Origin of the sequence: Streptomyces sp. NPDC052040, from assembly GCF_044548405.1 — a bacterium.
Classification (GTDB): Bacteria; Actinomycetota; Actinomycetes; order Streptomycetales; family Streptomycetaceae; genus Streptomyces.
Window position 1 is genome coordinate 128,364 of record NZ_JBIUBV010000002.1, and the last position, 26,516, is coordinate 154,879.

Below are 26,516 nucleotides of genomic sequence, written 5' to 3' on the forward strand. Positions count from 1 at the left end.
GCGGGAAGGGGTGTGCGTTCCCGTGCTGTTCCCGCAAACGAAAACGATCAAGGGCTGACCTGTTTGTACAGGTCAGCCCTTGATGACTAAGGGTGAGTGACGGGACTCGAACCCGCGACATCCTGGACCACAACCAGGTGCTCTACCATCTGAGCTACACCCACCATGACCGGTGTTTTTCGGTTTCCCGTACCGGCCGAGAAAAAGTGTACAGGGTCTGACGGGGTGCTCGCGCCAGGCTTTCTCCGGGGCCCGTCCGGGCCCCGTCGAGGACGCTACTCCGCGGGCAGTACGTGGCGGGCCGCGATCGTGCGGGCCGTGTCCGAGTCCGGGCCGGGCTGCGGTACGAAGATCGCCTCCCGGTAGTAGCGCAACTCCGCGATGGATTCGCGGATGTCGGCCAGCGCCCGGTGGTTGCCGTTCTTCTCGGGGCTGTTGAAGTACGCCCGCGGGTACCAGCGCCGGGCCAGCTCCTTGATCGAGCTGACGTCCACGATCCGGTAGTGGAGGTAGTCCTCCAGCGTCGGCATGTCGCGGGCCAGGAAGCCGCGGTCCGTGCCGACGGAGTTGCCGCACAGCGGCGCCTTGCCGGCTTCCTTCACGTGCTCCCGGATGTAGGAGAGGACCTGCTCCTGGGCGTCGGCGAGTGTCGTGCCGGACGCCAGCTCGTCGAGCAGCCCCGAGGTGGTGTGCATCTGGCGCACCACCTCCGGCATCGTCTCCAGCGCCGCGTCCGGCGGCCGGATAACGATGTCCACGCCCTCGCCGAGTACGTTCAGCTCGGAGTCGGTGACCAGCGCGGCCACCTCGATGAGCGCGTCGTCGGACAGCGAGAGTCCGGTCATCTCGCAGTCGATCCACACCATGCGATCGTTCATGTGTCCCACCTTATGGCCCGTCCGGGCCGTGCGGACCGCCCGTGCACGGGGCAAGGCCCCGGGGCGGGCGCCCGAGGGCATGCCGAAGGGGCGGGATCCGTGATACGTACCACTTCTCACGGATCCCGCCCATGCCCGGCTGCGCCCCGGGAACGGCGCTAGTGCGCGCTGCGCTGCCCCGGCAGGCTCGGCCGGCCCGCCGCGTACAGCTCCGGGACGTGCTGCCGTCCCGGGTGGTCGACGTGCTTGCCGTGGTGGTCCGGGGACAGGGACGCCGCGGGCGCGAGCGCGCTCGCCGTACGGCGGGCCTGCATCGGAACCGGTGCGGCCTCCTGCATCGCCTGGGGCGCCGCCGGTCCCATCGCGCCGTCAGGCTCGCCCGGCCGCTCCGTCTGCGGACGGCGCGCCCGGTACGCGGCCCGGTACGCCGCGGGCGACGAGCCGAGCTGGCGCCGGAAGTGCCCGCGCAGCGCGACGGGGGACCGGAAGCCGCAGCGCCCGGCGACCTCGTCGACCGAGTAGTCGGAGGTCTCCAGCAGCCGCTGTGCCTGCAACACCCGCTGGGTGATCAGCCACTGGAGCGGCGCGCTGCCGGTCAGCGAGCGGAACCGGCGGTCGAACGTCCGCCTGCTCATGTACGCGCGCGCGGCCAGGGTCTCCACGTCGAACTGCTCGTGGAGGTGTTCCAGCGCCCAGGCGACGACCTCCGCGAGCGGGTCGGCGCCGATCTCCTCTGGTAAAGACCTGTCGAGATAGCGCTCCTGCCCGCCGCTGCGGCGCGGTGGGACCACCAGGCGCCGGGCGAGCGCGCCCGCCGCCTCGTTGCCGTGGTCCGTGCGCACGATGTGGAGGCAGAGGTCGATGCCCGCCGCCGTACCGGCCGACGTCAGGACGTCGCCGTCGTCCACGAACAGCTCGCGTGGATCGACGTGCACCGACGGATAGCGCTTGGCCAGCGTCGGCGCGTACATCCAGTGTGTGGTGGCCGGCCGTCCGTCCAGCAGTCCGGCGGCGGCCAGCACGAAGGCGCCGGTGCACAGCCCGACGATGCGGGCGCCCTCTTCGTGCGCCCGGCGCAGTGCGTCGAGCGCCTCCTCCGGTGGCGGTGAAGTGATCGAACGCCAGGCCGGCACCACAACGGTGCCCGCCCGTGAGATCGCTTCGAGCCCGTACGGTGCGGTCAGTTCCAGGCCCCCTGTGGTCCGCAGCGGGCCCTCCTCTCCGGCGGCCACCAGCAATCGGTAGCGCGGAACTCCGGCGTCCTGGCGGTCGATCCCGAACACCGAAAGAGGTATGGAACTCTCGAAGATGGGGCCGCCGCTGAACAGCAGCACCGCGACGATCTCCTTGCGGCGTCGTCCGGACAGCTTCCGGCTGGCGGCATCCGCCGTGGCAGTGGAGTCGTGGCTCATCCTGCTAAGCCCCCCTCGGTGGTCGCGGCTCCTCGGTTGTGTCGCTCCTGCACGTTTCCCCTCGGTCCTGCACGAGTCCCCCGCCGTAAGACATCATGATCGAATTTACTGCTCCCCGGGACACCGGGGTGACCAGTTCACCATCCGGCACATTGTCGACATGGCAACTTGGCGTGAAGCATTCGATCACGAAGGGTTGCACTCGTGGGCCGTGCAGGGAAGTGCGCCTCGTCCCAGTGGCCAATCCACGTAGGGTCCGGGAGCCCCGCGGGACCCTTTCAGTGCAGGTCAAACGGGGGGTGGGGGGCCATTCGGCCCCATGATGCACAGGTGTGAGAAGTTGGCTGAAAAGAAGCGGGCGCGTGCGCGGAAACCGGTCAGTCGACCGGAGTGTTTGCTCCCCCGTTCCGCCCCTCTCCATGCGTCCCGGTTGCGGCGCCTTCGTACCAAGAGGTGCCAGGCACGGCGCCGCGACGCCAGGCGGCTCGCGGTACGGCGGCTTCGTATCGGGCGGTCCGCGGTGCGGCGACGGCGTAGTGGAGGACTCGCGGCGGCCTGCTGCCGGGCAGGGGGGCTCGCGGGGCGGGTCGGGGGCTGCCGCGACGGCCCACGCGCTCGGCCGCACCCTCGTCCGCCGTCCCCGGGGCCCCCGCCGCTCCGTGCTCCGCCCGGCGCAGGAGGGTGCGGCATGCCCAGGTGACCGCCGCGAGGCCCAGCGTGGCGCTGATCGCGCCGGGGGCCGGGATGCCGTTCCAGACGAGGACCGCGGGGACCAGGGCGCAGGTGAAGACGGCCCAGCGGACGACGACGGCCGCCGTGACCGGAGCGGGGCTGTTCCGCGGGACGGCGGGGCGGGGTGCGGGCACGGCGGGCTCCTGTGGCGCTGGGGCGCGCGGGGCGCGATGGGTCACCGGAATCAACGCGTGTGCGGGGGACCGGTCACCGGCGTTCCCGGCCGACCGGGCCGTATGCCCGTTATGACCGTAAAGTCCTTGATGTTTCCCGGTGTTCCCCGGTGTTCCCCGCCGTTCGAGCCGCCCCCCGTCCGTTCCCCGGTGGCGCGGTCATCGCCATCGCCACCCCCCTCCTCGGTGAACGCTGCACAAACCACCTGTACGAGGCAGCAACCATTGCGTTACGGGTGTCCCCTCGTGCATGCTCTCTGGAACCCCGTGACGGGGGCTCCCGGAGTTCGGGCGAAGCCGAGGACTCGGGGGGCGCGCGGGATCTGGGCGAAGGAGGCGTGCCGCCGTACCCTTGGGGGTATGGGGTGGGAAAGATGATTCCCGGACACCGCTCCGCCGCCCAGTGTCGTCCCACCCACGAGGATCACAACGCCGAGACACTCATGGCCGGTCACGAATTCTTCGACTCCGCGGACCGCAAGCGCCGCGTCGCCGATCCCACGGCGGCCGAGCCCTTGGCGGCGCCAGAGCCACGCTCGTCCTGCGACCCCGCCTTCAAGCACGGTGTGGTGGTCGGCTTCGACGGGTCCACCTCCAGCGAGCGCGCGCTCGCCTACGCGATCGGCATGGCCCACCGCTCCCGTGCGGGTCTGATCATCGTGCATGTCGCCAACCGGCTGCCCACCACGGTGTGGGCGGGCTGTGAGCCGCCGGTCTTCGTCGACGTCCCGGACCACCGCACGGAGGTCCTCGGACTGGAACTGGCCTGTGCGGAGCATCTCGCCGAAGTGCCCTGGATCCTGGTCGAGCGCGGCGGCGACATCTGTCACGAACTCGAAGAGGTGGGGCAGGAGTACGAGGCGGACGCGATCGTCGTCGGCTCCACCCAGGGCATCGTCGGCCGTATCTTCGGCTCGGTCGCCGGCCGACTCGCCAAGCGCGCCCGGCGCCCGGTCGTCGTCATCCCCTGACCCGGCCGCCCGCCCGCTCGCCCACCCACCCGCCGCCCGAGGCGCCACCGGACGGTTCACCGGCCCGTACAACTCCCCGCCACCCCGGTCGAGTTGCGGTACGAACGCCCCAACTCCCCCGACCCCGGTGCCGCGACCCCCTCCAACTCCCTTGCGCCCCCAGCCCCAACGGAACGGCCCCCTGTGCCGCTGGCGGACAGGGGGCCGTTTCATGCCTGGTGGCGGATGCCGGGTGGAGCCCGGCGGGGGAGCTGCTACTCCACCGTGACCGACTTGGCCAGGTTCCGCGGCTTGTCGATGTCCCGGCCCAGCGCCAGCGCCGTGTGGTAGGCGAGCAGCTGGAGCGGGATGCCCATCAGGATCGGGTCCAGCTCGTCCTCGTTCTTCGGGACCACGATCGTGTGGTCGGCCTTCTCCTGCTCGCTGTGCGCGACGGCGAGGATCCGGCCGCTGCGGGCCTTGATCTCCTCCAGGGCCGCGCGGTTCTTCTCCAGCAGGTCGTCGTCCGGCACGATCGCGACCGTCGGCAGGGCCGGCTCGATCAGCGCCAGGGGACCGTGCTTCAGCTCGGAGGCGGGGTAGGCCTCGGCGTGGATGTACGAGACCTCCTTCAGCTTCAGCGAGGCCTCGCGGGCCACCGGGTAGCCGCGCACCCGGCCGATGAAGAGCATGGAGCGGGCCTCCGCGAGCTGGGCCGCCAGCGCCTTGATCTCCTCCTCCTGCTTGAGGACCTCGGTGATCTGCTGGGGCAGCTTCCGCAGGCCCTCGATGATCCGCTTGCCGTCGCGCACCGACAGGTCCCGGGTGCGGCCGAGGTGCAGCGCCAGCAGCGCGAAGGCGACGGTGGTGTTGGTGAAGCACTTGGTGGAGACGACGCAGACCTCGGGTCCCGCGTGGACGTACATGCCGCCGTCCGCCTCGCGCGCGATCGCCGAGCCGACGACATTGACGATGCCCAGGACCCGGGCGCCCTTGCGCTTCAGCTCCTGCACGGCCGCCAGGACGTCGTAGGTCTCACCGGACTGCGAGACCGCGACATACAGGGTGTCGGGGTCCACCACCGCGTTGCGGTAGCGGAATTCGGAGGCGGGCTCGGCGTCCGCGGGGATCCGGGCCAGCTCCTCTATCATCTGGGCGCCGATCATGCCCGCGTGGTACGAGGTGCCGCAGCCGAGGATCTTCACCCGGCGCACCGCGCGGGCGTCGCGGGCGTCCAGGTTGAGGCCGCCCAGGTGGACGGTGGAGAAGCGGTCGTCGATCCGGCCGCGCAGCACCCGGTCCACGGCGTCGGCCTGCTCGTGGATCTCCTTGTGCATGTAGGTGTCGTGGCCGCCCATGTCGTACGACTCGGCCTCCCACTCCACGGTGGTGGGCTCGGCCGTCGTGCGGGTGCCCTCGGTGGTGTAGGTGCGGAAGTCGTCGGACTTCAGCGTCGCCATCTCGCCGTCGTCCAGCGTCACTATCTGGCGGGTGTGGGTGACCAGCGCGGCGACGTCGGAGGCGACGAACATCTCCTTCTCGCCGATGCCGAGGACGACCGGGGAGCCGTTGCGGGCCACCACGATGCGGTCCGTGAAGTCGGCGTGCATCACGGCGATGCCGTAGGTGCCCTCGATGTGCCGCAGTGCCTGGCGGACCTTCTCCTCCAGGGTCTCGGCCGTGGCGCGGGCGATGAGGTGGGTAAGGACCTCGGTGTCGGTCTCGGAGAGGAACTCGACGCCCTCCGCCTCCAGCTTCTTGCGGAGGTCGGAGGCGTTGTCGATGATGCCGTTGTGGACGACGGCGACCTTGCTGTCGGCCGACATGTGCGGGTGCGCGTTGACATCGGAGGGCGCGCCGTGGGTGGCCCAGCGGGTGTGGGCGATGCCGGTGGTGCCCTTGAAGCGCGCGGGGACCTTGGCCTCCAGGTCGCGGACCCGCCCCTTGGCCTTGACCATCTTCAGGCCGGAGGTCTTGGGGGAGGTGACGACGATGCCCGCCGAGTCGTAGCCTCGGTACTCCAGCCGCTGGAGGCCCTCCAGCAGCAGCGGGGCCACATCGCGCTTACCGATGTATCCAACGATTCCGCACATATATATCCCTAAGTCCCTTTTGTCCCCGTTGTGGTGAAATGGCCCTGAGGTGGCCCCCGGCGGCTCAGCCGTAGACGATCCGGCGCAGCTGGCGGAGTGTGAGCTCCGGCGGCGCGACCGTGCGGTACCTCAGATCGGCCTCGATCCGCTCGAAGATCACCGCGTTCATCAGGCCCTGGGACTGAAGCTCGCGGTGGCGGCGGCGGACGAACTCCTCGGCCGTCTCGTCGAAGTAGGCGAGCACGTCCTGGACCACACGCAGCGCCTCGCCCCGGTTCAGGGTCGTGGACCGCGTCAGATGATCTACAAGTTCGTCGTGCACCCGGTAGATCCTGCGATATGAAAGCTGGATCCGCAAGAATCGTGCCCGATTTCGGGCAGATCCGCCTTGAGCGTCTCATGGGGCTGTGTTCGACGGCTGTCCATTCTGTGTCTTGCGCCACGTTGCCTGTGTGGAGGAAGTTCAGGCCACATGGACACACCTCGTATGGGAGTACCCGAGAAGCTCGCCGCCAAGATGAGCATGGCGGAGCAGCATGAGTACCTGCGTTCGAGATTCTCCCGGCGCTCGATGATCAGGGGCGGCGCCGTCACCCTGGGCGCCGTGGCCGGTGGCGCGTTCGTGCCGGGCGCCACCGCCCAGGCCGCCGGTACCGCTCAGGCCGCCCCCACCCGCAGCACCGCCCCCGCGACCGAGACCGTCGACGGCGCCCTCGTCGCCCCCTTCGGCCGCCACCTCGCCTTCGGCAACGACCCGCGCACCGAGATCACGGTCTCCTGGCAGGTCCCGGTCGCCGTGAAGAAGCCGTTCATCCGCGTCGGCGCCCACCCCTGGGACCTCTCCCGCAAGATCCCCGCCGAGGTCCGCACCCTCTACACCCCGGCGGGTGTCGGCGCCAGCGGCGACCACACCCAGTACTACCTGCACGCCAAGCTGGCCAACCTGCGCCCCGGCAAGACCTACTACTACGGCGTCGGCCACGTGGGCTTCGACCCGGCCGAGCGGCACCTGCTCGGCACCCTCGGCACCTTCACCACCGCTCCCGACCGCAAGGAGCCCTTCACCTTCACCGCCTTCGGGGACGAGGGTGTCGGCTACCACGGCCTCGCCAACAACAGCCTGCTCCTCGGCCAGAACCCGGCCTTCCACCTGCACGCGGGCGACATCGCCTACGCCGACCCGTCCGGCTCCGGCAAGACCGCCGACACCGGCTTCGACTCCCGGGTCTGGGACCAGTTCCTGGCCCAGACCGAGACGGTCGCCAAGCAGGTCCCGTGGATGCCGGCCTACGGCAACCACGACATGGAGGCCTGGTACTCGCCCAACGGCTACGGCGGCGAAGAGGCCCGCTGGACCCTGCCGGACAACGGCCCGGACAAGAAGAACCTGCCCGGCGTCTACTCCTTCGCCTACGGCAACACGGCCGTCATCTCGCTGGACGCCAACGACATCTCCTTCGAGATCCCGGCCAACCTCGGCATCTCCGGCGGCACCCAGACGAAGTGGCTGGAGGCGCAGCTCAAGAAGTACCGCGCCCGCCACGACATCGACTTCATCGTGGTCTTCTTCCACCACTGCGCGTACTGCACCTCCACCGCGCACGCCTCGGAGGGGGGCGTGCGCCAGGAGTGGGTGCCGCTGTTCGAGAAGTACACCGTGGACCTGGTCATCAACGGCCACAACCACCAGTACGAGCGCACCGACGTCATCAAGGCGGGCGCGGTCACCAAGAAGCTCCCGATCGGCGGCACGGCGTACCCCGAGAGCGAGGGCGTGGTCTACGTCACGGCGGGCGCGGCGGGCCGCAGCCTGTACTCCTTCACCGCCCCGCTGTCCTACGAGGGCCATGAGAACGAGGTCGACTCGGTCGCCTCCTTCATCAACCTCAAGGACGGCAAGCAGAACGAGACGGTCACCTGGTCGCGCGTGCGCTACCTCGACTACTCCTTCCTGCGGGTCGACGTCACCCCCGCCGCCAAGGGCCACTACACCACCCTCAAGGTGCGCGGCATCGCCGAGACCGGCGAGCAGGTCGACCACTTCACGGTGGCGCGCCGGGCGAAGTAAGGCCATCCCGGCGCCCGCACGGCGGGGCACGGGAAAGCGGGCGGTCCTCCTTCCGGACGGGACATCCGGGGCGGGCCGCCCGCTGGTTTTTGCTGCGCCTCCCCTCCGGGGCCCCTTCGCCGGTCCGGAGCCCCCGGGGTGAATTTCCGCCGGGGCGGCGATCGTTGCCGCCCGTGATGCGGGAGAGTGGTGCCCACCCCTCCCGTCCGGTGCGGGCGAGTCGGAGGGGTCTCGTGGAAGGGAGCGCATGTGACACGGCACCACAGAACGCCCCGCATCCTCGGCACGCTGCTGCTCGTCGCGACGGCCGCACTGACCCTCGGGGCGGGCGACCGGCCCGCCGCGGCCGCCCGTGGCACCACCCCCTTCGACCGGGTGGTCCCGGCACCCGCCTCCGTCCAGCAGGGCGGCACCCCGTACGAGATCAGCGGGAGCACCCGCATCCGGGTGGACGGCACGAGCGGGAGCCGCCAGGTCGGCGAGTACCTCGCGCAGGTCCTGCGGCCCTCGACCGGCTACCCCCTGCCCCTCACCACGACCGGCACCGGGGGCATCCGACTGGCCCTGGGCGACGGCCCGTTCGGCGCCGAGGGCTACCGGCTCACCAGTGACTCCCGGGGCGTGACCATCACCGCGGGACGCCCCGCGGGCCTCTTCCACGGGGTGCAGACCCTGCGCCAGCTGCTGCCCCCGGCCGTCGAGCGGAAGACCGCCCAGCCCGGCCCCTGGGCGGTCGCGGGCGGCACCGTCACGGACTCCCCGCGCTATGCCTACCGCGGCGCGATGCTGGACGTCTCCCGCCACTTCTTCACCGTCGCCCAGGTCGAGCGGTACATCGACGAACTGGCGCTCTACAAGATCAACACCCTGCATCTGCATCTGAGCGACGACCAGGGCTGGCGCATCGCCGTCGACTCCTGGCCGCGGCTGGCCTCCTACGGCGGCTCCACCCAGGTCGGCGGCGGCCCGGGCGGCTTCTACACCAAGGCGCAGTACCAGGAGATCGTCCGCCATGCCGCCGCCCGCTATGTCGAGATCGTCCCCGAGATCGACATGCCCGGCCACACCAACGCCGCCCTCGCCTCCTACGCCGGACTGAACTGCAATGGTGTCGCGCCCCCGCTCTACACCGGCACCAACGTCGGCTTCAGCTCGCTGTGCGTGTCCAAGCAGGAGACCTACGACTTCGCGGACGACGTCCTGCGGGAACTGGCCGCCCTCACCCCGGGCCGCTATCTCCACATCGGCGGGGACGAGGCGCACTCCACCAGCCATGCCGACTACGTGACCTTCATGGACCGGGTGCAGCCGATCGTCGCCCGGTACGGCAAGACCGTGATCGGCTGGCACCAGCTGACCGGGGCGCACCCGGTGAAGGGCGCGCTCGCCCAGTACTGGGGCCTCGACAGCACCAGCGCCCAGGAGAAGGCACAGGTCGTCCAGGCCGCGCGCAACGGCACCGGGCTGATCCTGTCCCCGGCCGACCGGGTCTACCTCGACATGAAGTACACCGAGGACACCCCGGTCGGGCAGGACTGGGCCGGACTGGTGGAGGTCCGGCGGTCCTACGACTGGGATCCCGGCACCTATCTGCCGGGCGTACCGGCGTCGGCGGTCGCCGGAGTCGAGGCACCGCTGTGGTCCGAGACGATCACCACCGCCGCCGACATCGACTATCTGACCTTCCCCCGGCTGCCGGGCGTGGCCGAGCTGGGCTGGTCACCGGCCGCGACCCACGACTGGGACGCCTACCGGCTGCGGCTCGCGGCGCAGGGCCCGCGCTGGGACGCGCTGGGCATCGGCTACTACCGGTCCCCGCAGGTGCCCTGGGCCTCCTGAGCCCAATCGTTGTGATCGGGCCGCAGGAGGACGACGACGGGCACCCCGGTGGACCGTACACCGGGGTGCCCGCCCGCCCGCCCGTCTGTCCGGGCCGCGGCCAAGCGGCCAGCGGTCCGGGGGCTGTTGTGCTAGCGGCCCGCGATCGGGTTCTTCAGGGTCCCGACCAGCTGGAGCGCCCCCGACGGGTCCGAGAGGTCCACCATCTGCCGGTTGTTGCGCAGTTGGAGCCGGTTGAGGCAGGACAGGGCGAACTCCGGGGCGAACAGGTCGTACTGCTGGAACCTTTCGCCAAGGTGCGGATGCGCGTCCTGGTACTCATGGACGATCTCCGCGACCGTGCCCCAGAACTCGTCCTCCGTCAGCACGCCCTCGGCGGCGAGGTTCGCCGAGACGAAGCGGAAGAAGCAGTCGAAGACGTCCGTGAAGATCGACAGCAGCTTCTCGTCCTCGGGCACCTCCACCCGGATCCGGGCGACCTCCGGCGGCAGCACCGCGTCCGGGTCCATCACCACGATCTCCTCGGCGATGTCCTTGAACACCGCGCGCCGCACCACACCGTCCTCCAGGGCGAGGATGACGTTCTCGCCGTGCGGCATGAAGGCCAGGTCGTAGGCGTAGAAGCAGTGCAGCAGCGGGGTGAGGTAGGCCCGCAGATAGCGGCGCAGCCACTCGACCGGGGCGAGCCCCGACTGCTCGATCAGCGCGCCCGCGAAGGAGGCGCCCTCGTGGTCGACATGGGCCAGGGAGGCCATCGTCGCCAGGGTCTCGCCCTCCTGGAGCGAGGCCACGGGGCTCTCGCGCCACAGCGCGGCGAGCATCTTGCGGTACGGGGAGGTGCGGTCGGTGGCCGCCTCGTACTCCAGGTGGCGGTAGCCCACCGCCGCCTGCTCGCGCAGGATCGACAGGCCCGTCGACTTCAGCACCGGGTCGCTCTCGATCAGACCGTGCAGCCAGTCGTTGATCGCCGGGGTCGCCTCCATGTAGGCGGCCGAAAGACCGCGCATGAAGCCCATGTTGAGCACGGACAGCGCCGTCTTCACATAGTGCTTCTCGGGGGCGCTGGTGTTGAAGAAGGTCCGGATGGACTGCTGGGCCAGATACTCGTCGTCGCCCTCGCCGAGGCAGACGAGGTGGCGCCGGGCCACCTCCGCCGCGAAGGTGACGGTGAGCTTGTTCCACCACTGCCAGGGGTGGACGGGGATGAGGAGGTAGTCCTCGGGGTCCAGGCCCAGGTCCGTCAGCTGCCGGTGGAACCGCTCCAGGGTCCCGGCCCCCAGCTCCTGCCGGACGAAGGACTCGTAGGCGATGCCCGTGCCCGCCGTGAACGCGGCCCGGGAGCGGTGGGCCGCGAGCCACACCAGCCGTACCGGGTGGGCGGTCTCGGGCGCGTAGGACAGGTACTCGTGGATGCCGAAGCCGAGCCGCCCGTTGTTGGCGACGAAGCAGGGGTGGCCCTCGGTCATCCCGGTCTCGATGGCCTGGAAGCCGCTGCGGACCAGCTCCGCGGAGGGGATCTGCGGCTTGGCGAGCTTGTAGCAGGTGCCCGAGAGAGTGGAGGAGATCTCCTCCAGATAGACGGGCAGGATCTCGTCGCTCAGGCCCAGGGCCGCCCGCAGTTCGATGAAGAACTCCAGGCCTTCGAGGGGCAGTTCGGCGCCGTCGCGGTGACGGGTGATCGACTCGGGGTCGACCTCCCAGTGTTCGAGGGCGCGCAGGGTGGCGCGGAACCGGTAGCGGGTGAGCCCGTCGTCGCTGCGGACGGTGTAGTGGCCGTCGCCCCCCGCCTCGGGGGTGATCAGCCGCTCGTGCGCGAACTCGGCCAGCGCCTTGCGTATGAGAAGGCGGTTGGCCCGCTCCCAGCGCTCGGGGGAGAGATGGGCGATGGATTCCGTGAGGCTCATGCCGACACCGCCTTCTCGAACTGCTCGCGGGTGCAGAAGCTGAGCAGCGCCGTCTTCTCCGGCTTGGTGATCTCGCGCTCGGGCACGAAGCCGACCGCCGCGTTCAGCGCGTGCACGGCCGAGTTGCGCACATCGGGCTCGACGACGATCCGCTCGGTGGCCGGGTCCTCGAACAAGTGCGCCACTACGGCGGTGATCACGGCCCGGGTGAAGCCGTGCACGGGCGTCTCGGTGGGCGCGACCAGGAAGTGCATGCCGACATCGCCGGGCCGGGGCTCGTACAGGCCGACGAGTTCCCGGTGGGCGGGGTCGTAGTGCTCCATCAGAAAGGCGGGCTCGCCGTCGTGCAGTCCGAGGAGCGCGTGGTGGTGCGGGTCGGCCGCGATCTCCCTGTACGCACGCTCGACGTCCTCCAGCCGGGCGTCCTGCATCATCCAGAAGGCGGACTTGGGGTGGGTGACCCAGCGGTGCAGGAGTTCCGCGTCCTTGAGGGGTGCGAGGGGACGGAGGGTGAGGGTGCCGACGGCACCGGTGGTCGTGCTCATACCGCGAACTCCTGGAAGGCGATGGTCTTCTCGACGGGGTAGTACTCGGTGCCCAGCAGCTCCCGGATGATGTACGCGTTCCGGTAGGCGCCCATGCCCAGGTCGGGGCTGGTGACGCTGTGGGTGTGGACCCCGGCGTTCTGGAGGAACACGCCCCGGCCGGTCTCGTCGATGGCGTAGTTGCGGCCCACGTCGAAGTTGCCGTTCCCGTCGTAGCGCAGCCGGTCGCGGACGGGCTTCAGGAACTCCGGTTCGACATAGCGGTAGCCGGTCGCCAGGATCAGGCCCTGGGAGGTCAGCTCGAAGTCCTTCTCCTGCTCCTCCTGCCTAAAGCCCAGGGTGAAGGTGCCGTCCTCGTGGCGGGCGCTGGTGAGCGCGGAGTTGGTGAGCAGGCGGGTGGGCACCGGGCCGTCGAGGTTCTTCTGGTACAGCAGGTCGAAGATCTCGTCGATCAGGGTCCCGTCGATGCCCTTGAACAGGCCCTTCTGCTGCTCGGTGAGCCGGTAGCGGGTCCGCTCGGGCAGGGCCCGGAAGTAGTCGATGTACTCCGGGGAGGTCATCTCCAGGGTGAGCTTGGTGTACTCCAGCGGGAAGAAGCGCGGGGAGCGGGTCACCCAGTTCAGCCGGTAGCCGTGGACGTCGATCTCGCTGAGCAGGTCGTAGTAGATCTCGGCGGCGGACTGGCCGCTGCCGACCAGCGTGATCGACTCCTTGGCCTGGAGCTGGTGCTTGTGGTCCAGATAGCGGGAGTTGTGGATGGCGTCGCCCTCAAGGCCGCGGCAGGCGTCCGGGATGTGGGGCGGGGTGCCGGTGCCGAGGACCAGACGGCGGGCCCGGTGGACGGAGCCCTCCCGGGTCCGGACCACATACAGCTCGTCCTGCTCCTCGTAGGTCACCTCCGTGACCGTGGTGTTGAAGCGGACACAGCTCAGCTTCTCGGCGGCCCAGCGGCAGTAGTCGTCGTACTCGACGCGCAGCGGGTAGAAGTTCTCGCGGATGTAGAACGAGTACAGCCGCCCGCGCTCCTTCAGATAGTTCAGGAAGGAGTACGGCGAGGTGGGGTCGGCCAGGGTGACCAGGTCGGACATGAACGGGGTCTGGAGGTGCGCGCCCTCCAGGAACATCCCGGAGTGCCACTCGAAGGTGGGCTTCGACTCCAGGAAGACGCCGTCGAGTCCGTCGATCGGCTCGGTGAGGCAGGCGAGGCCGAGGTTGAAGGGGCCGAGCCCGATCCCCACGAAGTCGTGGGTGGTGTCGGTGGTCTCAGGAAGCGCGGTCAAGGGACTCTCCCAGGTACTGCTCGGCATGGCCGGCGATCAGATCGAGGACGGCGGCGATGTCCTCGGCCGTCGTCTCGGGGTTGAGCAGGGTGAACTTCAGATAGTGGCGGGCGCCGACCTTGGTGCCCGCGACCACGGCGTCGCCGGAGGCGAACAGGGCCTTGCGGGCGTACAGGTTGGCGCGGTCGATTCCGGCGGGGTCGGTGACGGCCGCCGGGATGTAGCGGAAGACGAGGGTGGACAGCTGCGGCTCTACGACCACGTCGAAGCGGGGGTCGGCGGCCAGCAGGTCCCAGCCCTGCCGGGCCAGGTCGCACACCTCGTCGAACAGGGATCCGACGCCGTCCGCGCCCATCACCCGCAGGGTCATCCACAGCTTGAGGGCGTCGAAGCGGCGGGTGGTCTGGAGGGACTTGTCGACCTGGTTGGGGATGCGCTCGGTGACCATGCGGCGCGGGTTCAGATACTCCGCGTGGTAGGTCGCGTGGCGCAGGGTGGCGGTGTCCCGGACCAGCAGGGCGGACGAACTCACCGGCTGGAAGAAGGACTTGTGGTAGTCGACGGTGACCGAGTCGGCGCGCTCGATGCCGTCCAGGAGGTGGCGGCGGGCGGGCGAGACGAGCAGGCCGCAGCCGTAGGCCGCGTCCACGTGCATCCAGGCGCCGTAGCGGGCGCACAGTTCGGCGATCTCCGGCAGCGGGTCGATGGACCCGAAGTCGGTGGTACCGGCGGTCGCCACGACGGCCATCGGGGCCAGGCCCTCCGCGGCGCAGCGCTCCAGCTCGTGGGCGAGGGCGACGGTCTGCATGCGCTTGTCGGCGCACACCGGGACAGTGACGACGGCGTCCGGGCCCAGGCCGAGCAGCTTCGCCGACTTCTGCACACTGAAGTGGCCGACCTCGGAAGCGAAGATCCGCAGCTTCTCCGGGGAGTCGGTCTTGGCCTCCTCGCGGGCCAGCAGCAGCGCCTGGAGGTTGGACTGGCTGCCGCCGGAGGTGAAGACGCCGTCGGCGGCGGGGCCGAAGCCGATGCGTCCGGTGGTCCACTCGACGAGTTTGCGCTCGATCAGCGTGCCGCCGGCGGACTGGTCCCAGGTGTCGAGGGAGGAGTTGACGGCGGACAGCACGGCCTCGCCGAGCACGGCCGGGATGACGACCGGGCAGTTGAGGTGGGCGAGGTAGCGGGGGTGGTGGAAGTAGACGGCGTCACGGAGGTACAGCTCCTCCAGCTCGTCCAGGGCCGCGGTGGTGTCGCTGAGCGGGCGGTCCAGGTCGATCCCCTCGATACGGGGGGTGAGGTCGTCCACCGTGACACCGGTGAACGGGCGGTCGGTGGCGGCGAGTTTGGCGGCCACCCGCTCTACTCCTTCGGTCACGGAGCGGCGGTAGTGCTCCGCGGTGAGGTCATTGAGCAGGTGCGAGCGCATGTGGGGGTCCTCCCGGCGGGGACAGACGAGGGCGGAGGCCCGCCCGTCGAGCGAGGTTAGCCTAACCTAAGTTCCGCCCACTCGGAGCACCCGGTTCCCGTCGTCGCCCGCGCACCCGGAAACGCCCGGACCCCGCCACTCCGCTCGGGGCGGGGCAACGGGGGCCGGGGGCGCCGGGATTCGTCGGCGTCAGGAACTCTGGCCGACGTCAGACTTGGGTGCGGTCCGCGACCTCCCCGGCCATGAGGGCCAGGATCCGGACATCGCCGACGGCCCACCGCGCGGACTCGGGCGCGCAGTCCAGGACGGCCTCGGTGTTCCGCTGCGCCGCGGCCACCGCGTCCTCGGCCAGCATCCTGAGCACCTCGCTGCGGCCCGGCTCGGCCAGGGCGCGAAGGTCGAGCCCGGGGCGTCGGCCGTCGAGGATCTCCGTGAGCTGTTCCCGCACCTCCGGGTGCGCCGTCCCGTCCCGCAGGAAGGCCACAAGCCAGGCGTGCAGACCGTGGCGTACGGTCCACTCGTAGCCGTCCGCCACGACGACCACCGGCGCCGACGGGTCCCGCGCCGTGCGGCGTGCGAGCTCCCAGGCCAGGACCGCGAGCGTCTTCACCCGTGCGGCGAAGAGCGCGTCCTCGCCCAGGGGGCGGGGGTACAGCTCTTCGTCGACGGCCGGAATCAGCTCCTCGCGCAGGGCTCGCAGGGCCTGTGCCCGGGCGGCCTCGGGCAGATCGCCGACGTAGAGGTAGCCCGACAGCGCGTCCCGCCGCATCTCCTCCCGGACCTCCGGGTCCTCGACCCGGGCCATCAGGAAGTCGGCGACCCAGGCGAACAGGCCCCTGGTGGCGAACCAGTCGAAGTCGTGGCTCTCCTCCGACAGACTGACCAGCTTGCTCACTCCGTGACCTCCTCGAGTCGGCGGAGCACGTCCTGGGCCACCAGGGCCAGAGCCTTCGCCTCCCGGGCGGCCTCGTGCTGGATGCCATGGGTGTCCCGGGCGGCGGGCAGCTCCTCGGTGTCGGGCTTCACCCGCGCCTCCTGGCTGCGTCACAACGTCGAATGCCCCCGCGCTCGCGCACCCCCGTGCAGCGCCGAACCATGCGACCACCGGCGGCATCTGATGGACCGCCAGGGACTCGACTCACTGGTGGCGCAACGGCCGCATCGTCGGGACCCGTCGGGTTCCGGCGATGCAGAGACAGACCTCAAGGCGAGTAAAGAAAGCCGACTTGGGGGTGGCGGCGTGGGTCAGCTGACCTTCTTGGCCGACTCGATGGCCTTGGCGAGGTCCTCGAGCAGCGGGGCGCACTTGTCGTACGACAGGATCGGCTCGGGGTTGCGGGCGATGACCTGGCCCGCCTTGACCGCGGGGAGCTTCTTCCAGGTCGCCTCGGTGATGCCGGCGGGCTGGATGGCCGAGCTGCGGTTGTCCATCATGATGACGTCGGCCTTGTACTTGTCGACGTTCTCCCAGCTCAGGTTCTCGAACCAGCCGCCGCTGGCCTTGAGCGCGGCGGCGGACGGCTCGACGAAGTTCACGCCGAGGGCCTTGAAGTACTCCAGGTCGATGGAGAGGTTGGAGCCGGAGACGTAGAACACGTCCTGGCTCGCCGAGCCCGCCAGCACCTTGATGTCAGGCTTGGCCTTGGTGGCCGCGCGCAGCCGGGCGGCGGCGTCCTCGAAACGCTTCTTGGCCTGGGTGATGGTCGAGGAGGTGGTGTCCGCGCCGAGCGACTTCGCCAGCTCCAGCATCCGCTGGAGGGGCTCGGTCAGCTGGCGGTCGTAGGCGGAGATGCCGACGCTGGGGGCGCCGACCGCGAGGACCTTCTTGGCCGACTCCTCCGGGACGTACCAGAGGGTGCCGGCGCCGTCGAACATCGTGGTGGCGAGCAGGTCGGGGGAGAGGGCCGCGTACTTCTCGATGTTGAACTGGCCCCACTCGTTGCCGAGGAGCGTGACCTTGCTGATGTCGAGGTCGCCGGCCTGGACATCGGCCTTGCCGTCCTTGGTCTTCGTCGGGCCGAAGACGCCCTTCACGCCGACGCCGTAGTCGTGCAGCGCGGCGGCCACACCGATGAATGCCACGATGTTCGAGGGGACCTTGTCCGCCTTGGCGGTCTGCCCGCGGTCGTCCTTGAACGACCAGGGGCCGGTCTTGGTCCCGGCCTTCCCGCTGTCCGAGCCTGCCGATTTCCCCTTGTCGTCCCCACAGGCCGCGAGCGCGGCACCGAGGCCGAGGGCGCCGCCTGCGACGAGGATGCCGCGACGGGTGAGACGGGTGGCACGGGCATGGGACATGAGTGTGCTGCCTTCGAACGGGGCGGAGCATCCGCCGGACGAGTCGAAGGTAGGTTAGCCTAACCTCATCCCGTGTCCAGGGGGCGGGGTCGGCCGAGAGGCCCGGCACCGCCCCCGGGGTGTGGAGAGGGCCGGGCCCGCCGGGTGAAGGGGGCCCGGCCCTCGCCGCGCAATGGCCCGTGCCGGGGTGGGCGCGGGTCCGTGACGGTCCAGCCCCCGGCTTCCGGGGGCTGCCCGGAAGCCGGTCGGCCCGTCAGCCTCTCAGTCCGTCAGTCGCTCAGTCCGGCAGGCCCAACTCGCGGGCGATCAGCATGCGCTGGACCTCGCTGGTGCCCTCGCCGATCTCCAGGATCTTGGAGTCGCGCCACATCCGGGCCACCGGGTACTCGTTCATAAAGCCGTAGCCGCCATGGATCTGGGTGGCCTCGCGGGCGTTGTCGACGGCGACCGTGGACGAGTACAGCTTGGCGAGGGCCGCCTCCTTTTTGAAGGGCTCCCCGGCGACCAGGCGGGACGCGGCGTCCCGCCAGGCCAGCCGGGCCGTGTGGGCCTTCATCTCCATGTCGGCGATCTTGAACTGGATCGACTGGTACGCCCCGATCGAGCGGCCGAACGCATGCCGCTCCTTGGCGTACTTCACCGACTCGTCGACGCAGCCCTGCGCCAGGCCCGTCGCCAGTGCCGAGATCGCGATGCGCCCCTCGTCCAGGATGCGCAGGAACTGTGCGTAGCCCCGGCCCTCCTCGCCCAGCAGATTCGCCGCGGGGACGCGGACGTCCACGAAGGACAGCTCACGGGTGTCCGACGCGTTCCAGCCCACCTTGGAGTAGGGGGCGGCCACCGTGAATCCGGGGGTGCCGGACGGGACGATGATCGAGGAGATCCGGGGGCGGCCGTCCTCCTTGCGGCCCGTGACCGCGGTGACCGTCACCAGTCCGGTGATGTCCGTGCCCGAGTTGGTGATGAAGCACTTGGTGCCGTTGATCACCCACTCGTCGGTCTCGGTGTCCAGCCGTGCCGTGGTCCGGGTGGCGCCCGCGTCCGAGCCGCCGTCCGGCTCCGTCAGACCGAAGGCGCCCAGCAGTTCGCCCGAGCACAGCCGCGGGAGCCACTCGCGCTTCTGGTCCTCGGTGCCGAAGAGGTGGATCGGCATCGCGCCGAGCGACACCCCCGCCTCCAGGGTGATGGCGACGGAGGAGTCCACCCGGGCCAGCTCCTCCAGCGCGATGCCGAGGGCCAGATAGTCGCCGCCCATGCCCCCGTACTCCTCGGGGAAGGGCAGCCCGAACAGGCCCATCCGGCCCATCTCGCGGACGATCTCGTACGGGAACTCATGGCGCTCGTAGAAGTCACCGATCTTGGGCGCCACGACATCGTGGGCGAACTCCTCGACCGTGCGCCGGAGTTCCTCCAGCTCGGAGGGGAGGCGGTGGTCCATGGGGGTCACTCCTTGTGGGAGAGGGCTCGGACGGTACGGGAGGGGCTGGGCCGGTCCAGATGGGCGGCCATCCACACGCTGGTGGCGGTGAGACGGCCGAGGTCGACACCGGTGTCGATGCCGAGGCCGTTCAGCATCCAGACCAGGTCCTCGGTGGCGAGGTTGCCGGTGGCGGACTTGGCGTAGGGGCAGCCGCCGAGGCCGCCCGCGGAGGAGTCGACCGTCGTCACTCCGTGCTGGAGCGCCGCCAGGGTGTTGGCGAGGGCCTGGCCGTAGGTGTCGTGGAAGTGCACGCCGAGGGCACTGGTCGGCACGCCCTCCTCGTTCAGCTCGGACAGCAGGTCCTGGACATGGCCCGGGGTCGCCACCCCGATGGTGTCGCCGAGGCTCAGCTCGTCGCAGCCCATGTCCATCAGCGCCTTGCTGACCCGGACGACCTGGTGGATGGGGACCGGCCCCTCCCAGGGGTCGCCGAAGCACATGGACAGATAGCCCCGGACATGCACCCGGTGCTCCTTGGCCCGCGCCACCACCGGCTGGAACATCGCGAGGGCCTCGTCGACCGTGCGGTTGAGATTGGCCTTGGCGAAGGACTCGGTGGCGCTGGCGAAGACGGCGATCCGGCGGGCGCCGAGCGCGAGGGCGCGGTCCAGCCCGCGTTCGTTCGGCACGAGGACCGGCAGCGCCACCGGGAGGTCGGAGACGAGCGGGAAGAGCTGCTCGGCGTCGGCGAGCTGGGGCACCCACTTGGGGTGGACGAAGCTGGTCGCCTCGATGGTGGTCAGGCCCGAGTCCGCGAGCCGTCGGATGAACTCGGCCTTCACCTCGGTCGGTACCGTGCGTGCCTCATTCTGAAGCCCGTCGCGGGCGCCGACCTCGTGGATCCTGACCCGTGCGGGCAGATCCTGGACCGGCACCACCATGGGCAGTCCCTGAGCGGTCATGTCCCCGCCTCCGTGTCCTTGCGCGCGCCCTCGGTCCTGTCCTCGCGGGCATCCCCGGACGTGTCCTGGCGCGTGTCCTGGTGCTCGTCCTCGTGTGCGTCCTCGTGCGGTGCGATCACGGCCAGCACCTGGTCCATGGCGACCGCCGTGCCCGGGGTGACGTCGAGTTCGGCGACGGTCCCGGCGTGCGGGGCGGAGATGACGTGCTCCATCTTCATCGCCTCGACCACCAGCAGGCTCTGCCCGGCCGTCACCTCGTCCCCGACGGCCACCTTCACCACCGTGACCGTGCCGGGCATGGGCGCGGTCAGCGACTCGGTGCCTCCGTGCGCCGCCCCGGTCAGCGAGGCGGCGACCGGGTCGTGATCGCGCACATGCCAGGCGTCGCCCTCGCGGCCCAGCCAGTCCCCGGCCCGGTGGAAGGTGTGGCGCACACCGTCCAGGACGACGGACACCGAGTCCTCCGTGACGGTGTGGGTGCCCCGGGGCGCGTACTCCACCGGTTCGGTCACCCGCAGCGGGAAGGCGACCGGCCGGGGCTCGCCGCCCAGCCGCCAGCCGCTCGGCACGGAGAACGGGTCGGTCCAGCCCGCAGTGCCCGGCTTCAGCGCCTCCAGCCGGACGGCGGCCGCGGCCTCGTAGACCTCCTGGGGCACCTCGGTGGTGACCAGGCCGTCCACCGCGCGCTCCACCAGGCCCGTGTCCAGATCGCCCGCCACGACCGCCGGATGGGCCAGCAGCCGGTGCAGGAAACCGGCGTTGGTCACCACGCCCAGGGTGACCGTCCGGGCGAGGGCCGACCGCAGTCTGCGCAGGGCGGTGGCCCGGTCGGGGCCGTAGGCGATGACCTTGGACAGCATCGGGTCGTACAGGCTGCCGACCTCGGTGCCCTCGGTCAGGCCCGAGTCGGTGCGCACCCCGTCGCCCTCGGGCTCGCGCAGGGAGAGGACGGTGCCTCCGGACGGCAGGAAGCCGCGGGCCGGGTCCTCGGCGCAGATGCGGGCCTCGACGGCGTGCCCGGTGAGGGTGATGTCCTTCTGTTCGAAGGGGAGGGGCTCGCCCGCCGCCACCCGCAGCTGCCACTCCACCAGGTCCAGTCCGGTGACCAGCTCGGTGACCGGGTGCTCCACCTGGAGGCGGGTGTTCATCTCCATGAAGTAGTACGAGGAGGGGTCGCTGCCCGGCACGATGAACTCCACCGTGCCCGCGCCCTCGTACCCGCAGGAGCGGGCGGCCTGGACCGCCGCCTCGCCCATCGCGGTCCGGGTGGCCTCGTCGAGGAGCACACTCGGCGCCTCCTCGATGATCTTCTGGTGGCGGCGCTGGAGGGAGCACTCGCGCTCGCCCAGGTGCACCACCCGGCCGTGGCCGTCGGCCAGGACCTGGATCTCGATGTGGCGGGGGCGGTCGATCCAGCGCTCGACCAGGAGGGTGTCGTCGCCGAAGGAGGCACGGGCCTCACGGCGGGCGGCCGCGATCTCGTCCGCCAGCGCGGCCGGGTCCCGGACCAGCCGCATGCCCTTGCCGCCGCCGCCCGCGCTCGGCTTCAGCAGCACCGGCACACCGATCTCCCCGGCCGCGGCGGCCAGTTCCTCGTCGGTGAGGCCGCTGCCGCTCGAACCGGGCACCACCGGTACCCCGGCCGCCCGCACCGTCTCCTTGGCGCGGATCTTGTCGCCCATCAGGGAGATCGCCCGGGCGGGCGGGCCGATGAAGACCAGGCCCGCGTCGGCGCAGGCCTGCGCGAACGCCGCGTTCTCCGCGAGGAATCCGTACCCCGGGTGCACCGCCTGGGCGCCGCTCAGGGCGGCGGCTTCGAGCAGCCGCTCCACCGAGAGATAGCTCTCGGCCGCGGGCGCCGGTCCGATCCGCACCGCCGTGTCGGCCTCCCGGACATGGCGGGCGTCGGCGTCGGCGTCCGAGAAGACGGCCACCGAACGCACGCCCATCGACCGCAGTGTGCGGATGACACGTACGGCGATCTCGCCCCGGTTGGCCACAAGCACCGTGTCGAACATGGTCCCCCTCACATCCTGAAGACGCCGAACTGGGGCTCACCCAGGGGCGCGTTGGCGCATGCCGTCAGGGCCAGGCCCAGCACCTGCCGGGTCTCCAGCGGGTCGATCACACCGTCGTCCCAGAGGCGGGCCGTGGCGTAGTACGCGTTCCCCTGGCGCTCGTACTGGGCGCGGATGGGGTCCTTGAAGGTCTCCTCCTCCTCGACGGGCCAGGTCTCGCCGCGCGACTGGAGCTGGTCGCGCTTGACGGTCGCGAGGACCGACGCGGCCTGCTCGCCACCCATCACCGAGATCTTGGCGTTGGGCCACATCCACAGGAAGCGCGGTGAATAGGCCCGCCCGCACATCGAGTAGTTGCCCGCGCCGAAGGAGCCGCCGATGACGACCGTGAGCTTCGGCACCCGGGTGCAGGCGACCGCCGTGACCATCTTGGCGCCGTGCTTGGCGATGCCGCCCGCCTCGTAGTCCCGGCCCACCATGAAGCCCGAGATGTTCTGGAGGAACACCAGCGGGATGCCGCGCTGGTCGCACAGCTCGATGAAGTGGGCGCCCTTCTGGGCGGACTCGGAGAACAGGATGCCGTTGTTGGCGACGATGCCGACCGGGTGGCCGTGGATCCGGGCGAAGCCGGTGACCAGGGTCTGCCCGAACTCCGCCTTGAACTCGGCGAAGCGGGAGCCGTCCACCACGCGTGCGATGACCTCGCGCACGTCATAGGGGGTGCGGGAGTCGACCGGCACCACCCCGTACAGCCCGAAGGGGTCGGCCTTGGGCTCCACGGAGGGGACGACCTCCCAGGGCAGCTTCCCGCGCGCGGGAAGCGTGGAGACGATGGTCCGCACGATCCGCAGCGCGTGCGCGTCGTCCTCCGCGAGATGGTCCGTCACGCCCGACACCCGGGAGTGGACCTCGCCGCCGCCCAGCTCCTCGGCGGTGACCACCTCGCCGGTGGCCGCCTTCACCAGGGGCGGGCCGCCGAGGAAGATCGTGCCCTGGTTGCGCACGATCACGGCCTCGTCGCTCATCGCCGGGACATAGGCGCCGCCGGCCGTGCAGGAGCCGAGCACCGCGGCGATCTGGGGGATCCCGGCGCCCGACATCCGCGCCTGGTTGTAGAAGATCCGCCCGAAGTGCTCCCGGTCGGGGAACACCTCGTCCTGCATGGGCAGGAAGGCGCCCCCGGAGTCGACCAGATACAGACAGGGGAGCCGGTTCTCCAGCGCCACCTCCTGGGCGCGGAGGTGCTTCTTCACCGTCATCGGGTAGTACGTGCCGCCCTTGACCGTGGCGTCGTTGGCGACGATCACGCACTCACGGCCGGAGACCCGCCCGATCCCGGCGATCACCCCGGCCGCCGGGGCCTGCCCCTCGTACATCCCGTCGGCCGCGAGGGGAGCCAGCTCCAGGAAGGGCGAACCCGGGTCCAGCAGCGTGTCCACCCGGTCGCGCGGCAGCAGCTTGCCGCGCGCGGTGTGGCGCGCACGGGCCTTCTCGCCGCCGCCGAGCCGGACCGCGGCCAGCTTGGCGCGCAGCTCCTCGCCCAGCGCGCGGTGCGCCGCCTCGTTGGCCCGCCAGGCCTCCGACGCGGGGTCGCCCGCGCTCGTCAGCTCCGGTGCCTCCAGCATCCTGCGATCCCCTCACTTTGTTAATGAGCGTTAACGCATTTTCCTTCAGGTTAACGACCGCTAACCTCCCTGTCTAGAATTAATTCCATGGCCACCAGAACCGACGCCCCCACCCGCCGGCAGCAGATCCTCAAGGAGGCCGCGCGGCTCTTCGCCGAACGCGGCTTCCACGGTGTCGGCGTCGACGAGATAGGCGCCGCCGTCGGCATCAGCGGACCGGGGCTGTACCGGCACTTCGCGGGCAAGGACGCCATGCTCGCGGAGCTGCTGGTGGGGATCAGCGGCCAGCTGCTGACGGGGGCGCGGCGGCGGCTGGCCGAGGCCGACGGGGCGCGCGGTCCCGAGGCGGTCCTCGACTCGCTGATCGAGGGGCACATCGACTTCGCGCTCGACGACCGGCCCCTGATCACCCTGCACGACCGCGAGCTGGACCGGCTCCGGGACAGCGACCGCAAGCTGGTGCGGCAGCTCCAGCGGCAGTACGTCGAGCTGTGGGTGGAGGTCCTGCGCGAGGTCTACCCGGAGCTGGGGGAGCCCGCCGCCCGCTCGGCGGTCCACTCGGTCTTCGGCCTGCTGAACTCGACCCCGCACCTGGGCCGCCGGGGCTCCCTGGCGAGCCGGGCCGCCACGGCGGAGCTGCTGCGCCGGATGGCCCGGGGCGCCTTCGCGGCGGCGGGGGACTGAAGCGATGGGGGGGCGAGTGACTGCCGGGTTCCCCCGGGGAGCGTGACGAGCGTTACCGGGGGACCTCTGGACGCCCGGCCGTACTCGCCGGTACGTTGACATGAGCAAGCGCTTAGACAGTCAAGGTACGCGGAGGTGGCGGCGTGCGCCGTACGGTGTTCAACGAGGATCACGAGGCGTTCCGGGAGACCCTGCGCGCCTTCATCGAGGCCGAGGTCGTCCCGGTGTACGACGAGTGGTTCGCCGCCGGCCAGGCCCCGCGCGAGTTCTACTACAAGCTCGCTGAGCTGGGCCTCTTCGGCATCAACGTGCCCGAGGAGTTCGGCGGCGCCGGTCTGGAGACGCACAAGTTCGAGGCGATCCAGTACGAGGAGACCGCCCGCGCGGGCGTCGCCTTCGGCGGCTCCGGCGTGCATGTGCTGCTCGCCCTCCCGTACATCAAGATGCTCGCCACCGACGAGCAGAAGAAGCGCTTCCTGCCGAAGTTCGTCTCCGCCGAGGAGATGTGGGCCATCGCGATGACCGAGCCGGGCACCGGCTCCGACCTCGCGGGCATGAAGACCACCGCCAAGCTCTCCGAGGACGGCACGCACTACGTGCTGAACGGCTCCAAGACCTTCATCACCGGCGGTGTGCACGCCGACCGGGTCATCGTCTGTGCCCGAACCTCCGCCCCCACCGCCGACGACCGCCGCTTCGGCATATCCCTGTTCGCCGTCGACACCAAGTCCGAGGGCTACTCCATCGGCCGCAAGCTGGACAAGCTCGGCCTGCGCACTTCCGACACGGCCGAGCTGGCCTTCGTCGACGTGAAGGTCCCGGTCGAGGACCTGCTCGGCGAGGAGAACAAGGGCTTCTACTACCTCGGCGCCAACCTGCCCTCCGAGCGCTGGGGCATCGCCTTCGGCGCCTACGCGCAGGCCAAGGCCGCCGTCCGGTTCGCACAGCAGTACGTGCAGGAGCGCACCGTCTTCGGCAAGCCGGTCTCCCACTTCCAGAACACCAAGTTCGAACTGGCCTCCTGCCAGGCCGAGGTGGACGCGGCGGAGGCCGTCGCCGACCGCGCGCTCGAAGCCCTCGACGCGGGCGAGCTGAGCCCCGCCGAGGCCGCCAGCGCCAAGCTGTTCTGCACCGAGGTCGCGCACCGCGTCATCGACCGCTGCCTCCAGCTGCACGGCGGCTACGGCTACATGAACGAGTACCCGATCGCCCGCCTGTACGCCGACAACCGCGTCAACCGCATCTACGGCGGCACCAGCGAGATCATGAAGTCGATCATCGCGAAGGACATGGGCCTGTAAGCCCCGCGCAACGACCGGCGGATACAACTCTCCCATGAGCACCGCACTGCACGACCTCCTCGATCTGCTCGACCTGGAGCAGATCGAGGAGGACATCTACCGCGGCCAGTCCCGGTCCGCCGTCATCCCCCGCGTCTTCGGCGGGCAGGTCGCGGCCCAGGCACTGGTCGCCGCCGGGCGCACGGTCCCCGGGGACCGGCTCGCCCACTCCCTGCACGCGTACTTCCTGCGCATGGGGGACCCGGGCGCGCCCATCGTCTACAACGTCGACCGGCTGCGCGACGGACGGTCCTTCACCACCCGCCGGGTCGTCGCCGTCCAGCACGGCAAGCCGATCTTCGGGCTGTCCGCGTCCTTCCAGCGGGAGGAGGAGGGCCTCGACCACCAGGCCCCCATGCCGCCCGCCCCCGACCCGGTCACCCTGCCCACCTCCGCGGACCGCCTGCGCACCTACGACCACCTCGACCCAGAGGTGGCCAAGCGGTTCCTGGAGGCCCGCGAGGCGATCGACCTGCGCTACGTCGACGAGCCCCCGTACGGCAGGTTCGGCGAACCGCGCGAACCGCACTCCCAGGTCTGGTTCCGCACCAACGGCAAACTCGCCGACGACCCGCTGCTGCACGTGGTCCTCGCGACCTATGTCTCCGACATGACGCTCCTGGACTCGGTGCTGCTGGCCCACGGCCGCGGCGGCTGGGCCGTGGGCGATGTCGTCGGGGCCTCCCTGGACCACGCGATGTGGTTCCACCGCCCCTTCCGCGCCGACGAGTGGCTCCTCTACGACCAGGAGTCCCCCTCCGCCCATGGCGGCCGCGGCCTCGGCCAGGCCCGCATCTACACCCAGGACGGCCGCCTGGCGATCTCAGTGATCCAGGAGGGCGTGGTCCGCGTCCCTTGGTGACGCCGGGGGA

The 26,516-nt window shown here is 70.6% G+C and carries 21 protein-coding genes and 1 tRNA gene; 6 read left to right on the plus strand and 16 right to left on the minus strand.

The window, feature by feature from the left end; all coding sequences use genetic code 11:
• Positions 1 to 91 precede the first annotated feature (91 nt).
• The 3 genes from ACIHAA_RS06765 to ACIHAA_RS06775 form a co-directional block, all read right to left on the minus strand.
• Positions 92 to 164, minus strand: a tRNA-His gene (locus ACIHAA_RS06765).
• A gap of 111 nt (positions 165 to 275) precedes the next feature.
• A complete protein-coding gene (orn, locus tag ACIHAA_RS06770) occupies positions 276 to 878 on the minus strand; it encodes an oligoribonuclease (RefSeq protein WP_399813936.1) in 603 nt (200 codons plus the stop codon).
• 158 nt (positions 879 to 1,036) lie between these two features.
• The gene (locus ACIHAA_RS06775) at positions 1,037 to 2,290 is read right to left on the minus strand and encodes a helix-turn-helix domain-containing protein (protein WP_399813937.1); all 1,254 of its coding nucleotides are present in this window, start codon (positions 2,288 to 2,290) and stop codon (positions 1,037 to 1,039) included.
• A gap of 1,348 nt (positions 2,291 to 3,638) precedes the next feature.
• Here ACIHAA_RS06775 and ACIHAA_RS06780 point away from each other — a divergent pair.
• Positions 3,639 to 4,166 carry a universal stress protein gene (locus tag ACIHAA_RS06780; RefSeq protein ID WP_399813938.1) on the plus strand — a complete coding sequence of 176 codons (528 nt, stop codon included), beginning with the start codon at positions 3,639 to 3,641 and terminating at the stop codon, positions 4,164 to 4,166.
• A gap of 254 nt (positions 4,167 to 4,420) precedes the next feature.
• On the opposite strand, the gene glmS is transcribed toward ACIHAA_RS06780, so the two are convergent.
• Positions 4,421 to 6,238, minus strand: a complete 1,818-nt coding sequence (gene glmS, locus ACIHAA_RS06785) for a glutamine--fructose-6-phosphate transaminase (isomerizing) (RefSeq protein ID WP_399813939.1) — start codon at positions 6,236 to 6,238, stop codon at positions 4,421 to 4,423.
• Positions 6,239 to 6,302: 64 nt separating this feature from the next.
• Entirely contained in the window at positions 6,303 to 6,560 is a 258-nt protein-coding gene (locus tag ACIHAA_RS06790; protein ID WP_399813941.1) for a hypothetical protein, read from the minus strand.
• Positions 6,561 to 6,725: 165 nt separating this feature from the next.
• Here ACIHAA_RS06790 and ACIHAA_RS06795 point away from each other — a divergent pair, with 165 nt between their 5' ends.
• Both ACIHAA_RS06795 and ACIHAA_RS06800 read left to right on the plus strand, forming a co-directional pair.
• Positions 6,726 to 8,306 (plus strand): purple acid phosphatase family protein, encoded by a 1,581-nt coding sequence (locus ACIHAA_RS06795; protein ID WP_399813943.1) that lies wholly within the window; start codon positions 6,726 to 6,728, stop codon positions 8,304 to 8,306.
• Between the two features lie 249 nt (positions 8,307 to 8,555).
• Positions 8,556 to 10,145: a beta-N-acetylhexosaminidase gene (locus tag ACIHAA_RS06800; protein WP_399813944.1), complete on the plus strand. Its 1,590-nt coding sequence runs from the start codon at positions 8,556 to 8,558 to the stop codon at positions 10,143 to 10,145.
• A 131-nt stretch (positions 10,146 to 10,276) separates the two neighbouring features.
• Here the strand turns inward: ACIHAA_RS06800 and ACIHAA_RS06805 are convergent, their stop codons facing one another.
• The 11 genes from ACIHAA_RS06805 to ACIHAA_RS06855 all read right to left on the minus strand — a co-directional run bounded on the left by ACIHAA_RS06805 (position 10,277) and on the right by ACIHAA_RS06855 (position 23,620).
• Positions 10,277 to 12,049 carry an IucA/IucC family protein gene (locus ACIHAA_RS06805; RefSeq protein ID WP_399813946.1) on the minus strand — a complete coding sequence of 591 codons (1,773 nt, stop codon included), beginning with the start codon at positions 12,047 to 12,049 and terminating at the stop codon, positions 10,277 to 10,279.
• Positions 12,046 to 12,594: a GNAT family N-acetyltransferase gene (locus tag ACIHAA_RS06810; RefSeq protein ID WP_399813948.1), complete on the minus strand. Its 549-nt coding sequence runs from the start codon at positions 12,592 to 12,594 to the stop codon at positions 12,046 to 12,048. Before ACIHAA_RS06810 ends, ACIHAA_RS06805 begins: the two co-directional genes overlap by 4 nt.
• On the minus strand, positions 12,591 to 13,874 hold the full coding sequence (locus ACIHAA_RS06815; protein WP_399813950.1) for a lysine N(6)-hydroxylase/L-ornithine N(5)-oxygenase family protein: 1,284 nt from the start codon (positions 13,872 to 13,874) through the stop codon (positions 12,591 to 12,593). Before ACIHAA_RS06815 ends, ACIHAA_RS06810 begins: the two co-directional genes overlap by 4 nt.
• Positions 13,858 to 15,300, minus strand: a complete 1,443-nt coding sequence (desA, locus tag ACIHAA_RS06820) for a lysine decarboxylase DesA (RefSeq protein WP_399813952.1) — start codon at positions 15,298 to 15,300, stop codon at positions 13,858 to 13,860. The genes ACIHAA_RS06815 and desA overlap by 17 nt, the downstream gene beginning before the upstream one ends.
• Positions 15,301 to 15,508: 208 nt before the next feature.
• Positions 15,509 to 16,195 (minus strand): hypothetical protein, encoded by a 687-nt coding sequence (locus ACIHAA_RS06825; RefSeq protein ID WP_399813953.1) that lies wholly within the window; start codon positions 16,193 to 16,195, stop codon positions 15,509 to 15,511.
• Positions 16,192 to 16,326: a hypothetical protein gene (locus ACIHAA_RS06830; RefSeq protein WP_399813955.1), complete on the minus strand. Its 135-nt coding sequence runs from the start codon at positions 16,324 to 16,326 to the stop codon at positions 16,192 to 16,194. The genes ACIHAA_RS06825 and ACIHAA_RS06830 overlap by 4 nt, the downstream gene beginning before the upstream one ends.
• 219 nt (positions 16,327 to 16,545) lie before the next feature.
• Positions 16,546 to 17,595, minus strand: a complete 1,050-nt coding sequence (locus ACIHAA_RS06835) for an ABC transporter substrate-binding protein (RefSeq protein ID WP_399813957.1) — start codon at positions 17,593 to 17,595, stop codon at positions 16,546 to 16,548.
• Positions 17,596 to 17,872: 277 nt separating this feature from the next.
• Positions 17,873 to 19,033 carry an acyl-CoA dehydrogenase family protein gene (locus tag ACIHAA_RS06840; RefSeq protein WP_399813959.1) on the minus strand — a complete coding sequence of 387 codons (1,161 nt, stop codon included), beginning with the start codon at positions 19,031 to 19,033 and terminating at the stop codon, positions 17,873 to 17,875.
• A 5-nt stretch (positions 19,034 to 19,038) separates the two neighbouring features.
• Positions 19,039 to 19,977 carry a hydroxymethylglutaryl-CoA lyase gene (locus tag ACIHAA_RS06845; protein WP_399813961.1) on the minus strand — a complete coding sequence of 313 codons (939 nt, stop codon included), beginning with the start codon at positions 19,975 to 19,977 and terminating at the stop codon, positions 19,039 to 19,041.
• The gene (locus tag ACIHAA_RS06850) at positions 19,974 to 21,995 is read right to left on the minus strand and encodes a biotin carboxylase N-terminal domain-containing protein (protein WP_399813962.1); all 2,022 of its coding nucleotides are present in this window, start codon (positions 21,993 to 21,995) and stop codon (positions 19,974 to 19,976) included. The genes ACIHAA_RS06845 and ACIHAA_RS06850 overlap by 4 nt, the downstream gene beginning before the upstream one ends.
• Before the next feature lie 8 nt (positions 21,996 to 22,003).
• On the minus strand, positions 22,004 to 23,620 hold the full coding sequence (locus ACIHAA_RS06855; protein ID WP_399813964.1) for a carboxyl transferase domain-containing protein: 1,617 nt from the start codon (positions 23,618 to 23,620) through the stop codon (positions 22,004 to 22,006).
• A gap of 87 nt (positions 23,621 to 23,707) precedes the next feature.
• Between ACIHAA_RS06855 and ACIHAA_RS06860 the strand changes: the two genes are divergently transcribed.
• The 3 genes from ACIHAA_RS06860 to ACIHAA_RS06870 all read left to right on the plus strand — a co-directional run bounded on the left by ACIHAA_RS06860 (position 23,708) and on the right by ACIHAA_RS06870 (position 26,506).
• Positions 23,708 to 24,304 (plus strand): TetR/AcrR family transcriptional regulator, encoded by a 597-nt coding sequence (locus ACIHAA_RS06860; protein WP_399813966.1) that lies wholly within the window; start codon positions 23,708 to 23,710, stop codon positions 24,302 to 24,304.
• 143 nt (positions 24,305 to 24,447) lie between these two features.
• Positions 24,448 to 25,605, plus strand: coding sequence for an acyl-CoA dehydrogenase family protein (locus tag ACIHAA_RS06865; protein WP_399813967.1), 1,158 nt, complete (start codon positions 24,448 to 24,450; stop codon positions 25,603 to 25,605).
• A gap of 34 nt (positions 25,606 to 25,639) precedes the next feature.
• The gene (locus ACIHAA_RS06870) at positions 25,640 to 26,506 is read left to right on the plus strand and encodes an acyl-CoA thioesterase (RefSeq protein WP_399813969.1); all 867 of its coding nucleotides are present in this window, start codon (positions 25,640 to 25,642) and stop codon (positions 26,504 to 26,506) included.
• Positions 26,507 to 26,516: the final 10 nt, after the last annotated feature.

What these genes read in the sequence shown, in the direction of transcription:
- orn (WP_399813936.1), bottom strand. Translation starts at nt 878, where the DNA reads ATGAACGATCGCATGGTGTGGATCGACTGCGAGATGACCGGACTCTCG.
- ACIHAA_RS06775 (WP_399813937.1), bottom strand. Translation starts at nt 2,290, where the DNA reads ATGAGCCACGACTCCACTGCCACGGCGGATGCCGCCAGCCGGAAGCTG.
- ACIHAA_RS06780 (WP_399813938.1), top strand. Translation starts at nt 3,639, where the DNA reads ATGGCCGGTCACGAATTCTTCGACTCCGCGGACCGCAAGCGCCGCGTC.
- glmS (WP_399813939.1), bottom strand. Translation starts at nt 6,238, where the DNA reads ATGTGCGGAATCGTTGGATACATCGGTAAGCGCGATGTGGCCCCGCTG.
- ACIHAA_RS06795 (WP_399813943.1), top strand. Translation starts at nt 6,726, where the DNA reads ATGGGAGTACCCGAGAAGCTCGCCGCCAAGATGAGCATGGCGGAGCAG.
- ACIHAA_RS06805 (WP_399813946.1), bottom strand. Translation starts at nt 12,049, where the DNA reads ATGAGCCTCACGGAATCCATCGCCCATCTCTCCCCCGAGCGCTGGGAG.
- ACIHAA_RS06810 (WP_399813948.1), bottom strand. Translation starts at nt 12,594, where the DNA reads ATGAGCACGACCACCGGTGCCGTCGGCACCCTCACCCTCCGTCCCCTC.
- desA (WP_399813952.1), bottom strand. Translation starts at nt 15,300, where the DNA reads ATGCGCTCGCACCTGCTCAATGACCTCACCGCGGAGCACTACCGCCGC.
- ACIHAA_RS06835 (WP_399813957.1), bottom strand. Translation starts at nt 17,595, where the DNA reads ATGTCCCATGCCCGTGCCACCCGTCTCACCCGTCGCGGCATCCTCGTC.
- ACIHAA_RS06840 (WP_399813959.1), bottom strand. Translation starts at nt 19,033, where the DNA reads ATGGACCACCGCCTCCCCTCCGAGCTGGAGGAACTCCGGCGCACGGTC.
- ACIHAA_RS06845 (WP_399813961.1), bottom strand. Translation starts at nt 19,977, where the DNA reads ATGACCGCTCAGGGACTGCCCATGGTGGTGCCGGTCCAGGATCTGCCC.
- ACIHAA_RS06850 (WP_399813962.1), bottom strand. Translation starts at nt 21,995, where the DNA reads ATGTTCGACACGGTGCTTGTGGCCAACCGGGGCGAGATCGCCGTACGT.
- ACIHAA_RS06855 (WP_399813964.1), bottom strand. Translation starts at nt 23,620, where the DNA reads ATGCTGGAGGCACCGGAGCTGACGAGCGCGGGCGACCCCGCGTCGGAG.
- ACIHAA_RS06860 (WP_399813966.1), top strand. Translation starts at nt 23,708, where the DNA reads ATGGCCACCAGAACCGACGCCCCCACCCGCCGGCAGCAGATCCTCAAG.
- ACIHAA_RS06870 (WP_399813969.1), top strand. Translation starts at nt 25,640, where the DNA reads ATGAGCACCGCACTGCACGACCTCCTCGATCTGCTCGACCTGGAGCAG.